The organism is Flavobacterium olei (genome assembly GCF_039749035.1).
GTDB classification, from domain to species: Bacteria; Bacteroidota; Bacteroidia; order Flavobacteriales; family Flavobacteriaceae; genus Flavobacterium; species Flavobacterium olei.
In genome coordinates this window covers 64,297-78,088 of sequence record NZ_JBDKWC010000002.1, presented here as the reverse complement: position 1 = coordinate 78,088, position 13,792 = coordinate 64,297, and the positions used below count along the sequence as shown (strand labels likewise).

Annotated in this window: 9 protein-coding genes; 5 read left to right on the top strand and 4 right to left on the bottom strand. The window is 37.0% G+C overall.

Translation table 11 applies throughout. The annotated features are described in order from the left end of the window. Positions 1 to 139 precede the first annotated feature (139 nt). Positions 140 to 1,135, top strand: a complete 996-nt coding sequence (locus ABEB31_RS04280) for a Gfo/Idh/MocA family protein (RefSeq protein ID WP_347050109.1) — start codon at positions 140 to 142, stop codon at positions 1,133 to 1,135. A gap of 140 nt (positions 1,136 to 1,275) precedes the next feature. Here ABEB31_RS04280 and ABEB31_RS04275 read toward each other — a convergent pair whose 3' ends face one another. Both ABEB31_RS04275 and dnaE read right to left on the bottom strand, forming a co-directional pair. Continuing rightward, positions 1,276 to 2,202: an outer membrane beta-barrel protein gene (locus tag ABEB31_RS04275; protein ID WP_347050108.1), complete on the bottom strand. Its 927-nt coding sequence runs from the start codon at positions 2,200 to 2,202 to the stop codon at positions 1,276 to 1,278. Positions 2,203 to 2,380: 178 nt separating this feature from the next. Next, entirely contained in the window at positions 2,381 to 6,916 is a 4,536-nt protein-coding gene (gene dnaE, locus ABEB31_RS04270) for a DNA polymerase III subunit alpha (protein ID WP_347050107.1), read from the bottom strand. A gap of 668 nt (positions 6,917 to 7,584) precedes the next feature. On the opposite strand from dnaE, the gene leuC reads away from it, so the two are divergent. The 4 genes from leuC to leuB all read left to right on the top strand — a co-directional run bounded on the left by leuC (position 7,585) and on the right by leuB (position 12,533). After that, positions 7,585 to 8,979, top strand: coding sequence for a 3-isopropylmalate dehydratase large subunit (leuC, locus tag ABEB31_RS04265; protein WP_347050106.1), 1,395 nt, complete (start codon positions 7,585 to 7,587; stop codon positions 8,977 to 8,979). A gap of 150 nt (positions 8,980 to 9,129) precedes the next feature. Further along, entirely contained in the window at positions 9,130 to 9,726 is a 597-nt protein-coding gene (gene leuD / locus ABEB31_RS04260; RefSeq protein WP_347050105.1) for a 3-isopropylmalate dehydratase small subunit, read from the top strand. Positions 9,727 to 9,856: 130 nt separating this feature from the next. Next, on the top strand, positions 9,857 to 11,377 hold the full coding sequence (locus ABEB31_RS04255) for an alpha-isopropylmalate synthase regulatory domain-containing protein (protein WP_347050103.1): 1,521 nt from the start codon (positions 9,857 to 9,859) through the stop codon (positions 11,375 to 11,377). Positions 11,378 to 11,477: 100 nt separating this feature from the next. Beyond that, the gene (gene leuB, locus ABEB31_RS04250; RefSeq protein ID WP_347050102.1) at positions 11,478 to 12,533 is read left to right on the top strand and encodes a 3-isopropylmalate dehydrogenase; all 1,056 of its coding nucleotides are present in this window, start codon (positions 11,478 to 11,480) and stop codon (positions 12,531 to 12,533) included. A 134-nt stretch (positions 12,534 to 12,667) separates the two neighbouring features. On the opposite strand, the gene rbp is transcribed toward leuB, so the two are convergent. Both rbp and ABEB31_RS04240 read right to left on the bottom strand, forming a co-directional pair. Next, positions 12,668 to 13,027 (bottom strand): RNA-binding regulator, encoded by a 360-nt coding sequence (rbp, locus tag ABEB31_RS04245; protein WP_347050101.1) that lies wholly within the window; start codon positions 13,025 to 13,027, stop codon positions 12,668 to 12,670. Between the two features lie 110 nt (positions 13,028 to 13,137). Then, positions 13,138 to 13,623 (bottom strand): DUF6252 domain-containing protein, encoded by a 486-nt coding sequence (locus ABEB31_RS04240; RefSeq protein ID WP_347050100.1) that lies wholly within the window; start codon positions 13,621 to 13,623, stop codon positions 13,138 to 13,140. Between the last annotated feature and the right edge of the window lie 169 nt (positions 13,624 to 13,792).

The window sequence follows — 13,792 nt, the reverse complement described above, 5'->3', positions numbered from 1 at the left end:
GGCTGATTGATACAGATTTATATTAAATCTGCGCAGATCTGCAAAATCTGCGTGAAATAATAATTCGTGAAAATTTTGTCCAATTCGTGGCAAACCTTTTTTAAACAATCCTTAAATTTGAATAACTAAAAAACAAAGAATGGAAAATATTAGATGGGGAATAATCGGCTGCGGAAATGTAACAGAAGTAAAAAGTGGTCCAGCTTTTCAGAAAATACCCAATTCTTCTTTAGTTGCTGTGATGCGAAGAGATGCGGCTCTTGCCGAAGATTATGCCAAACGTCATAACGTTGCGAAATGGTATTCTAATGCACAGGATTTGATTAATGACCCTGAGGTTGATGCTGTTTATATTGCGACTCCCCCATCTTCTCATAAAGAATATACTATTTTATGCGCCAAAGCCGGAAAACCCGTGTATGTCGAAAAACCAATGGCGCTGACTTTTGAAGAATGTAATGAAATGATCAGCGTTTGCAAAGAGCATAATGTGCCCTTGTTTGTCGCCTATTACAGAAGAGCTTTGCCTCGTTTTTTAAAAATAAAGGAAATAATTGACAGTGGAAAACTGGGAACCATAAGACATGTCAATTGTGTTTTATATCATCCTTTTGAGGAACGTTACGACGACGAAATCAATCTTCCGTGGACTGTTTTACCGCATATTTCCGGAGGTGGAATCTTTGTTGATTTGGCTTGTCACACTTTAGATTTTCTGGACTTTGTTTTAGGTCCGATACAATCTGTCCGTGGACATGCGACTTCGCAATTAAAGGCATATCCGGCAGAAGATGCTGTCTCGATGTCATTTTTATTCGAAAACGGAATTCACGGTTCCGGAATCTGGAATTTTGCAAGCTTTGAACGTTATGATAATACCGAAATTGTAGGCGATAAAGGTAAAATTTCATTTTCAACTTTTGGAAATGACCCTGTTCATATTCAATATGCAAATGGAGAAAAAGAAAGTATTGCAATAGAAAACCCACTTCATATTCAGCAGCCGTTTATAGAAACTGTTATGGCTGAGCTTTTGGGTAAGGAAAATGCTGCACCATCAAAAGGAATTTCCGGTGCCAGAACAACCTGGGTTATTGATGAAGTTTTGAAGGAATTTAGAGCGGCTTCAAAATAAACTGCCTCCCGATAAATCAGCAGGCAATTGAAAAAAAACTTTGTCCAAGTGTAAAACTTTGACAAGTTGATGTGACTAATAAAAAAAGAGGATATTCAATTGAATATCCTCTTTTTTGTAAACTATAAAACGGAGTAAAATTATAGGCTATATTTAAGACCGAAAGTCAAACCAAGACCTGAAATTCCAACATAAGAACTAATATCATCTGTAGCTCTTGTATTATCAAAACCAGCAGCATTAGTTACCTTACTGTTAGATGTTGAATTAATTTGTTCCACATATTTAGTATGATTTGCAGAATATGAAGCATCTGGACGGAAAGCTGTTGCTGTATTTAATTTATCTACACCATTTTCAGTATATACTTCAGTTTCTTTTGTTTTTCCATGTACTGTAAAGTTACGATACTCTAATTCTGCAAATAAAGAAATATGTGTTCCTAACTTATATGACGTACCCAAAGCAGCCAAGAATCCAACGGTTGGATTTGGTTTAACAACATCTTTTGTATAAGTGTTTGTTACTCCAGCCGGATTAGTATATGCTCTGGTTGTTTCGATTGTTAAATCACCGTGCACCGGAACAATAACTCCCACTTTTGTATATGGTTCAAAACCGTGTGCTTCTCCTAAAAACAGTACAAGTGCAGGAGCAATATCATAAGCACGAATTTTTCCTTCTGCTTTACCAGTTGCAAAAGTTGGTCCCGCTGCAACTAATCTATTGGTTGTTTCAACCATAGTTTTACTTGCACTGCTAAAGTAATTAGCAGAAACCTCCACACCTAAACGTGGAGAAAAACGATATCCGGCAGTAATACCAGAACGGAAACCTTCTCCAAAAGAACCATGATTAGTTTCTCTCGAAATTAAAGTTGTTCCATTTGCGGCATATACATCTGTATTTGGTAACGCGCCTGAAACAGTTGGAAATTCTGTTGCAGCAGTTTGCAAAAAGTATGACCCACCTAATTTAAAATACCAGCTCTCTGGCTTTTCTGTTGTCTGCGCCATTGTGGCCATAGAGCAAACTAATAATCCTAATAAAAATAGGTTCTTTTTCATAATTCTGATTTGATTAATTTATACAAACTTAGAATATTTTAACATCATCTTAAAGTTTGCAAGGTTAGACTTGGTACGAAAACGTTGTAATTTTGCGCAATATTACTAAAAAACTATTATGCATGCATATTTTTAACTAAAAAAAATAACATCTGTTTAAATTTTAACTGTTAATTTTTTAGTTCAATTTAAAGTTAATCTGCATTTTCTCTAATTCCTGCAATAATTCTGTTGAGATTCTTACTTTTAAACGACGACTCGGCATAGTTAATTTGGTTACTACTTTTATCTCTTCCACTTCATTAACTTCCTGAACTTTGGTGTTTTCGAGAGCCACATCTTCGCCTTCATTTTCATCTTCAAAAACAGCGTCCTCAGGTTCAAAATCGGTTGGTGTTTCAACCTCAACAAGACGTTTTATTTTTTCTAATTCCATGATTTCAAATGTCACCGAATTATCTCCCTTATTTTCATTGAATAAATGACTTAGTCTGTGAATAAATTCAGCCTGTAAATCTTGAATATTTAACAGCACAATTAACTTCTTCGCAAAAGATTCTAAAATATCCTGAAGCTGTCTGATTTCTACAAACTGCATTCTTGGATCTGATTTTTTGCCGGTATCATGATTGACCCAGCCGTCTTTTATCACAATCTTTAAATAAGCAAAATTATTCTGAATCAGGAAATGTCTGAATTTTAAATATTCTTCGCCAAAAATCTTAAACTCATAACTCTCATCATATCCTTCTAAATTGAAAACCGCCCAGCCTTTTCCATTTTTGGCCACACGATGCTGAACGTTATTGATAATCCCGGCAAAATTTAGATTTTTCCCTACATATTCGTTCATACTTTTTAATGCTTCCAGTCGGGCATTGCAGAAGTATTTCATCTCAAATCTAAAATCGTCAAGCGGATGTCCGGAAATATAAATTCCGACCACTTCTTTTTCTTTCGCCAGTTTTTCCATGGTGCTCCAGTCTTCACACGGCGGCACAACAGGTTCAGCAATTTGTACTTCGCTGGTTTCTCCAAACAAACTTACCTGCGATGAATTTTCATTTTCCTGAAACTTCGATCCGTAACGCATGGCTTTTTCGTAGAATGTAATTCCGTCGCCATCATCATGAAAATATTGTGCTCTGGTTGTTCCTTCAAATGAATCGAAACCTCCGGCAAGTGCTAAATTTTCAATTGCTTTTTTATTCGCAGCACGCAAATCAATTCGCTTTGCTAAATCGAAAATTGACTTATAACGACCGTCTTTTCTATTTGCTACTATGGTTTCTACAGCTCCTGATCCCACTCCTTTAATCGCTCCCATTCCGAAACGAACTGCATAATCATCATTTACTGTAAATTTATAGTACGATTCGTTTACACAAGGTCCTAAAACCTGTAGACCCATACGTTTACATTCTTCCATAAAAAAGGAAACCTGCTTAATATCATTCATATTATTAGAAAGTACCGCCGCCATATATTCTGCAGGATAATGCGCTTTTAAATAAGCCGTTTGATATGCAATCCATGCGTAACAGGTGGAGTGTGACTTGTTGAAGGCGTAACTCGCAAAGGCCTCCCAGTCTTTCCAGATTTTCTCCAGCACTTTGGCGTCGTGGCCTTTGGCAGCTGCCTGCTCCACGAATTTCGGCTTCATTTTATCCAGTACGTCTTTTTGTTTTTTACCCATCGCTTTACGCAAAACGTCGGCCTCACCCTTTGTAAATCCTGCCAAAGACTGAGACAAAAGCATTACCTGCTCCTGGTAAACTGTAATTCCGTAGGTTTCAGACAAATATTCGGCACAGGCATCTAAATCGTATTTGATTTCTTCATCGCCATTTTTTCTTCGAACGAATGAAGGAATGTATTCTAAAGGACCCGGGCGATAAAGTGCATTCATGGCAATTAAATCTCCAAAAACCGTTGGTTTCAGGTCTTTCATGTATTTCTGCATTCCGGGTGACTCGTATTGGAAGATTCCAACCGTTTCTCCTCTTTGGAAAAGTGCATACGTTTCTTCATCATCAATCGGGAAAGTATCCGGATCCAAGTCAATTCCCGTTCTGTATTTTACCAGTTTAACGGTATCTTTTATCAGGGTTAGGGTCTTCAGACCCAAGAAGTCCATTTTCAGCAATCCCGCACTTTCTGCAACCGAGTTGTCAAACTGGGTTACATATAAATCAGAATCTTTTGCGGTTGTAACAGGAACATAATTTGTAATATCCGAAGGCGTAATAATTACCCCGCAGGCATGAATTCCCGTATTTCGCATCGAACCTTCCAGAATTTTTGCCTGCTGAATCGTTTCTCCGGCCAAATCACCTTCGTTGGCAATGGCAATTAATTCTTTGACATTATCAAATTCGTCCGAGCGAAGGGCTTTTTTAACCTCGTCCTCACTTTCAGAAATAAAACGTGCCAGATTCCATTTGGACGGCATCATTCCCGGAATCAGTTTTGCAATTCTATCCGCTTCAAATAAGGGTAAATCCAGTACACGTGCCGTATCACGAATTGCCGATTTGGTTGCCATTTTACCGTAAGTGATAATCTGCGCCACCTGTTTCTGACCGTATTTATTGATTACATAATCCATTACACGTCCACGACCCTCGTCATCAAAATCGATATCAATATCGGGCATCGATACACGGTCAGGATTTAAGAAACGCTCAAAAAGTAAGTCGTATTTAATCGGGTCAATATTGGTAATTCCGAGGCAATAAGCAACCGCAGATCCAGCTGCAGATCCACGACCCGGACCAACAGAAACATCCATTTTTCTGGCTTCGGCAATGAAATCCTGTACAATCAAAAAGTAACCCGGATATCCCGAATTCGAAATGGTTAAAAGTTCAAAATCCAAACGTTCCTGAATGGATTCTGTAATTTCGCCATATCTTCTTTTGGCCCCTTCCATTGTAAGGTGTCTCAAATATTTATTTTCACCTCTAACTCCCCCATCTGCCTCATCTTCAGGAACTACAAATTCCTCCGGAATATCAAATTTTGGAAGCAATACATCGCGATAAAGTGAATATCCTTCTACTTTATCCACAATTTCCTGAATATTAATTATGGCATCAGGAAGGTCAGCAAAGAGTTTTTTCATCTCTTCTTCCGACTTGTAATAATATTCCTGATTCGGAAGTCCGTAACGATAACCACGTCCACGTCCGATTGGCGTTGCCTGTTTTTCACCGTCTTTTACACACAACAAAATATCGTGTGCGTTGGCATCTTCTTTATTTAAATAATAAGTATTGTTGGTCGCAATCAGCTTTACATTGTGTTTTTGCGAAAACTCAATCAGCGTTTTATTCACACGATTTTCATCTTCCTGATTGTGGCGCATAACTTCGAGATAGAAATCTTCACCAAATTGCTCTTTCCACCAGATCAAAGCTTCTTCGGCCTGGTTTTCACCGATATTAAGGATTTTACTCGGAATCTCTCCGTATAAATTCCCCGACAAAACCATTATATCCCCTTTGTATTGCTCAACAATTTTTTTGTCAATTCTGGGAACATAATAAAATCCTTCCGTGTAGGCTATAGAAGCCATTTTAGCCAAATTGTGATAGCCGGCTTTATTTTTAGCCAGTAACACCACCTGATATCCGTTGTCTTTTTTGGATTTATCTAAATGATTTTCACAAATATTAAATTCGCAGCCAACAATTGGTTTAATTTCAGTTTCTGTTGGCTCTTCTCCGGCATCCACCAACGCTTTATTTTTTCCTGAAGCTGCTTTATTGTGATTCATAACCGCACTCACAAAATGGAAAGCTCCCATCATGTTTCCAGTATCGGTCATGGCAACGGCCGGCATTCCGTTTTTGGCGGTAGCGGCAACGATATTTCCGATTCCGATTGTAGATTGAAGAACCGAAAACTGGGTATGATTGTGTAAATGCGCAAATTTTGCTGCTTTAAAATCGGCTTTCTCAGATTCTGAAACTACTGTCGGCGTATCATCAACCTGTAAAGCTTTGATTTGCTCCCTGACTTTTTCAGAAGCCGCTTTTAAGTTGATGTGTTTTAAACCAATTAAAGGAAATTCCTGTGGGTTTCTTTCCTGAAATTCTCTAAAATATTCTTTCGGAACATCCAGCTCTTCTTTTGTAAAAACTTCTCTTCTTACCAATTCCAGGAAACATCGTGTAGTTGCTTCAACGTCGGCGGTTGCGTTGTGCGCTTCCGCGAAAGGTTTATCGAAAAGATAACTGTGTAATTCTGTTAAGGTCGGAAGTTTAAATTTTCCTCCACGACCTCCCGGAAGTTGTAATAATGAAGCTGTAACCTCGGTACAGGTATCCAGAACCGGCATAGAACTCATAGGAGAATCAACGCCCATTCGATGAAATTCAGCGCCCATAATATTCACGTCGAAACCTAAATTCTGTCCAACGATAAATTTGGTTTTGCTTAATACGATATTGAATTTTTCCAAAACTTCAGCAAGCGTAATTCCTTCCGCTTCTGCCAACTCGGTAGAAATTCCGTGAATACGTTCGGCATCATACGGAATATTAAATCCGTCTGGTTTTACCAAATAATCCTGATGTTCGATGAGCTGTCCCATTTCGTCGTGCAGCTGCCAGGCGATTTGTATACAGCGCGGCCAGTTATCAGAATCGGTAATGGGTGCGTCCCAGCGTTTTGGCAATCCGGTTGTTTCGGTATCGAATATTAAATACATATATTTTTATAGAAAAATCAAAATTTAAATTGCTCCAAATCTAAACTATCCACAACATAAACCTCTGATTTTATGTGTGATGAGATATTTCAAAAGTAAAAAATGGAGAAAGTCAAATTTAGTCATTTTTTTGGGTAAAGAAAATAGATTAACTCTTAAAATTCATTCTTGCGAACTATTCAGTTTTCCTCTTAAAATTCATAAAATTTAATAAAATTAAACCTTTTGGATGTCGTAGTATTGAGATGTTTTATTAAGTCTGAATAGCGTTGTAAAAAAGTACATAAAAGCCCATATAATTCATAAAAGCTTTCATTTCGAAACAATTTAAAAACTGACAATTATTACTATTTTTATTCTATTTGTTACATTTTTTCAAAACAAAACCTTTATTTTGCAATTATTATCTAATAAATTTGCAAACCATTAAAACATAAAACAATTAAGCAGAATTAAATATAAAAAAGAAAAATCCAATCATTTTCTAAATCATTTTTCTGTCAAAACTAAAGTTATAAAATCCAATTAGCAATTTGTAATTTAGTTTGGGTATCGTATATAATGAAATATTGAAATTGACTGTTTTTTACCTTTTTTTACTTTTGCTTACCTATTATAATGAACAGGGAAAGCTGTAGTTATAAAATTACAATTAAAAAAAATAAAAAATGAGTAAGACATTATTTGACAAAGTATGGGATTCACACGTTGTGCGTAAAATTGAAGATGGACCAGATGTGTTTTTTATTGACCGTCATTTCATTCATGAAGTTACGAGCCCTGTTGCTTTTTTAGGATTAAAATCAAGAGGCGTGAACGTTTTATATCCGGAACGCACTTTTGCAACTGCAGACCACAATACACCAACCATAGACCAGCATTTACCAGTTCAGGATGCTTTATCTGCCAATCAGCTTAAGGCTCTTGAAGATAACGCCAACGAATACGGCATTTCGCACTGGGGATTGGGTCACCAAAAAAATGGAATTGTGCACGTAGTGGGTCCTGAAAACGGAATTACTTTGCCAGGTGCTACAATTGTATGTGGTGACTCGCATACGTCTACTCACGGTGCTTTTGGAGCGATTGCTTTTGGTATCGGAACTTCTGAGGTGGAGATGGTGCTTTCTACTCAGTGTATCATGCAGCCAAAACCAAAGAAAATGCGTATCAACGTAAACGGTCAATTAAGTAAAGGTGTTGGTCCTAAAGACGTTGCACTTTATATTATTGCTCAGTTAACTACTTCCGGAGGAACTGGATATTTTGTTGAATATGCAGGTGATGTTTTCGAAAACATGACTATGGAAGGCCGTATGACAGTTTGCAACTTAAGTATCGAAATGGGTGCTCGCGGCGGTATGATCGCTCCTGACCAGACTACCTTTGATTTTCTTGAAGGAAGACTTTACGCTCCAAAAGGAGAAGCGTGGACTAAAGCTGTTGAATATTGGAAAACTCTTAAAACAGATGCAGATGCTGTTTTTGATGCTGAGTTAAACATCAAAGCATCTGATATTGAACCAATGATTACTTATGGTACTAACCCTGGAATGGGAATTGGTATCACCAAACATATTCCGAACGCTGACCAGGTTGAAGGCGGAGAGGAAACATACAAAAAATCTTTGGCTTACATGGGCTTCAATGAAGACGATGTAATGATTGGAAAACCAATTGATTATGTTTTCTTAGGAAGTTGTACTAATGGACGTATTGAAGATTTTAGAGCTTTCGCTGAAATTGTAAAAGGAAGAAAAAAAGCAGATAATGTTACCGCCTGGTTAGTTCCGGGTTCTCACGTTGTTGAAGCGCAGATCAAAGAAGAAGGTATTTTAGATATCCTGACAGAAGCTGGTTTCGTATTACGTCAGCCGGGATGTTCTGCATGTTTGGCAATGAATGATGATAAAGTTCCTGCCGGAAAATACGCAGTAAGTACGTCAAACAGAAACTTTGAAGGTCGTCAGGGTCCTGGTTCAAGAACGCTTTTGGCAAGTCCGATTATGGCTGCTGCAGCTGCAGTTACAGGAAAACTAACTGACCCGCGTGAATTATTTTAATTCTTGCTATAAGCTGTAAGCAATAAGCTTTAAGCATGCAAACGATTAAAAAAGGGCCTAAAGCTTACCGCTTAAAGCCTAAGCAAATAATAAATATGCTGTAGAAAAAAGCCTAAAGCTTACAGCCTACAGCCTAAAGCAAAAACAAAAATGGCATACGATAAATTTAATATATTGACCAGCAGCGCAGTGCCGTTGCCAATTGAGAACGTAGATACAGATCAAATTATACCAGCTCGTTTCTTAAAAGCTACAAAACGTGAAGGTTTTGGAGACAATCTTTTTAGAGACTGGAGATACAACGGAGATGATACTCCAAAAGCAGATTTCGTCTTAAACAACCCAACTTACAGCGGAAAAATCTTGGTTGGAGGAAAAAACTTCGGTTCAGGATCTTCAAGAGAACACGCTGCGTGGGCAGTTTACGATTACGGATTCCGTGCGGTGGTTTCTAGTTTCTTTGCTGATATCTTCAAAGGAAACTGTTTGAATATTGGTGTTCTTCCAGTTCAGGTGAGCCCTGAGTTTGCTGACACTATCTTCAAGGCAATCGAAGCTGATCCTAAAACAGAATTAGAAATCAACTTACCAAACCAAACGATTACTTTGTTAGCAACAGGACAACAAGAATCTTTTGCTATCAACGGATACAAAAAGAACAATATGATCAATGGTTTTGATGACATTGATTATTTACAAAATATTAAAGAAGATATTGTGACTTTTGCCGATAAACTTCCTTATTAAAAACAACCCACAAAAAGCAGTTATTCAAGCTTCAACTTTAGGGTTGGGTTTAATAACTGCTTTTATAATTTACCTACAATTAGTTCGATTTAAAAATATTAAAACGGATTAAAATCATATCATATTTAGAATGGAAAAAAGAAAAATTGAAATAATGGATACAACGCTTCGTGATGGTGAACAAACCTCCGGAGTATCTTTTTCTGCTGCAGAAAAACTGACCATTGCGCAATTATTGTTGGAAGAACTAAATATTGATAGAATCGAAATTGCTTCGGCACGTGTTAGCGAAGGAGAATTTCAAGGCGTAAAAGGCATTATGTCCTGGGCCGAAGAAAAAGGATACACTAATAGAATAGAAGTTTTGACTTTTGTTGACGGCGGACTTTCTATAGAATGGATGAAAAAATCGGGTGCCAAAGTTCAAAACCTATTAACCAAAGGTTCTCTGAATCACCTGACACATCAGTTAAAAAAAACACCGGAACAGCATTTTTCTGAAATCGCTCAGACAATTGCATTAGCCAAACAAAACAATATCGAAACCAACGTTTATCTGGAAGACTGGAGCAACGGAATGCGAAATTCTCCTGAGTATGTTTTTCAATATTTGGATTTTTTGACCAAACAGCCTGTAAAAAGAATTTTACTTCCGGATACTTTAGGCGTTTTAATTCCGTCGCAGGCATTTGAATTTATTTCAAAAATAAAAGCAAAATATCCTCAAACTCATTTTGATTTCCATGCGCATAACGATTACGATTTAAGTGTTGCCAATGTTATGGAAGCTATAAAAGCCGGAATAAATGGTCTTCACGTAACCGTAAACGGAATGGGAGAACGCGCCGGAAATGCACCGTTAGAAAGTACTGTAGCGGTTATCAACGATTACATGCCAGAGGTAAGCATCAATATCAAAGAAACTTCATTGTATTCTGTAAGTAAACTGGTCGAAACTTTTACGGGTTACAGAATTCCTGCCAATAAACCAATAGTTGGTGATAATGTTTTTACACAAACTGCCGGAATTCACGCCGATGGAGACAACAAGAACAATCTTTATTTTAATGATTTACTTCCGGAACGTTTTGGAAGAAAAAGAAAATATGCGCTCGGTAAAACTTCTGGAAAAGCCAACATTGAAAAAAATCTTCAGGAATTAGGTTTAAAACTAAACAATGAAGATTTGAAATTGGTTACGCAAAGAATTATTGAATTGGGCGACAAAAAAGAAACGGTTACCAAAGAAGATTTACCTTATATTATTTCTGATGTTTTAGACAGTCATACCTATCAGGACAAAATTACAATCGATTCTTATATGTTGGTTCATTCTAAAGGAATGCGTCCATCAACCACTTTATCTCTTAATTTAAACGGAGAAATAATCGAGGAAAATGCACAAGGCGACGGTCAGTTTGATGCCTTTATGAATGCTTTATCCAAGATTTACAAAAGCAAAAAATTAACCTTACCAAAATTAATAGATTACGCAGTAAGAATCCCGCCGGGAAGTAGTTCCGACGCGTTATGCGAAACGATAATCACCTGGACAAACAATGGAAAAGAATTTAAAACAAGAGGTTTAGATTCTGATCAAACGGTTGCAGCAATAATTGCAACGCAGAAAATGCTTAATATAGTTACTTAAAATAGGGACAAAGGTCCACAGGTGCAAAGGGACAGAGTTTCCACCCAACACCTTTGAACCTTTGTCCCCCTGAACCTTTGAACCTTTTAAACAAAAAATAATGAAATTAAACATAGCCCTTTTAGCCGGTGACGGAATCGGACCAGAAGTTATCAATGAAGCTGTAAAAGTATCGGATGCTGTTGCACAAAAATTCGGACATGAAATTACCTGGAAACCAGCTTTAACTGGTGCTGCCGCAATTGATGCAGTAGGCGAACCTTACCCGGATTCAACTCACGAAGTTTGTAAAAATGCTGATGCCGTTCTTTTTGGCGCGATTGGCCACCCTAAATATGATAATGACCCTTCTGCACCTGTAAGACCAGAACAAGGTTTGTTAAAAATGCGTAAAGCATTAGGTTTGTTTGCAAACGTAAGACCAACTTTTACATTCCCTTCATTATTAGATAAATCTCCATTAAAAAGAGAAAGAATTGAAGGAACTGATTTGGTTTTCTTAAGAGAATTAACTGGCGGAATTTACTTCGGAGAAAAAGGAAGAAAAGATAACGGAGACACTGCTTTTGACAACTGTGTTTACACAAGAGCCGAAGTACAGCGCTTGGCTAAGAAAGGTTTTGAATTGGCGATGACAAGAAGTAAAAAACTTTGTTGTGTTGACAAAGCAAACGTTCTGGAAACTTCACGTTTATGGAGAGAAACAGTTCAGGCAATGGAAAAAGATTATCCGGAAGTTACGGTTTCTTATGAATTTGTAGATGCAGTTGCAATGCGTTTGGTACAATGGCCAAACTCTTATGATGTATTGATTACTGAAAACTTATTTGGAGACATCTTAACAGACGAAGCTTCTGTAATTTCCGGCTCAATGGGATTAATGCCTTCTGCGTCTATGGGAGCCGAAGTTTCTTTGTTTGAACCGATTCACGGTTCCTATCCACAAGCGACGGGATTGAATATAGCAAACCCAATGGCTACTATTTTATCTGCTGCTATGATGTTCGAAAGCTTCGGATTGATGGAAGAAGGAAAAGCAATGAGAGATGCTGTAAACAAGGCTTTAGAAGCTGGAATAGTGACGGAAGATTTAGCTGACGGAGGAAAAGCTTACGGTACAAAAGAAGTTGGTGACTGGTTAGCTTCGAATATATAAATTTTTGTTTCAGGTTTTATTTGTTTCAGGTCTCAAGTTCTAAAACCTGAAACTTGAAACCTGAAACAAAAACAAAACAAAATATAAAAGGGATCAACTTTCGTTGATCCCTTTTATATTTTAGAAAAAAAATATTAATATCCTCCTCTGTTACCACCACGGTCATTTCCACCACGGCTGTTTCCTCCACCATAACCACCACGGTCATTTCCACCACGGCTGTTATTATTGAAGCTTCTTCTTTCACCTTCTGGTTTCGGCTCAGATTTATTTACAACAATTGTACGTCCTGAAACTACAGCTCCGTTCAATTCGTCGATAGCTTTTTGTGCCTCGCTATCATTAGACATTTCAACAAAACCAAATCCTTTACTTCTTCCAGTAAATTTATCAGTTATAATTTTAACAGAGTCAACTGCACCATAAGCCTCAAAAGACTCTCTTAAATCTGCTTCCTCAATACTGAACGGAAGACTTCCAACGAAAATATTCATAGATACTATTTTATAATATTAAGCAAATGTAGTCTTATTTTTCTCTAATCTACTATATGTTAGTTTATTTAAGTTTTTATTTTGTTTTTTAACAACTAATTTCAATCTTATTATATTGAAAATTTACTGCCCGGACCTACAGGAATCTTATAGAAAACCCCTTCTGTAAAATGTATTTGCTGTTTCTCTGCATCAGGATTAACATTAGGGGCTGCAAACCGAAACGTTCCGGAAATAGTTTTTTCTTCGCTATTATATTCAGTTACAATAATTTGTCCGCTGCCTTTTGCTTCGCCCGTACTAAATTCTTCTTCCCGTCCTGGATAAGTATTTTTATAAGTAGCCTTCGTTATATTATCGATTCCTAAAGTATAACTCTTTTCAGATGGCCCGGGAATATAAAAGTTTATTTTTTCGTAACCCAGCGAACCTTCAATCATAAAAATTCCGTTGGAATCAGTTTCTGCTTTGTAATTTTGTCCTCTCCAGAACACATTATCCTTTAAAGTCTGAAAAGCCGGATTATTAAAACGTATATCCTCTGTGCAGGAAATAAAAAGGAGTAAAAATGATAAAACGTAAAAATATTTTTTCATAAGAAATGAAGAATTTATACAAAAGTACCGCATTACAATAAAAAAATGCCCCGATTAAAAGCTAAATAAAAGTAAAAATTACTATCAAATATATTTAGTTCATTTTCAAACGCATTATTGATAAAAAAATTATATCTTTGCGCCCTTAATTAACAGAGGTCGAGTACCT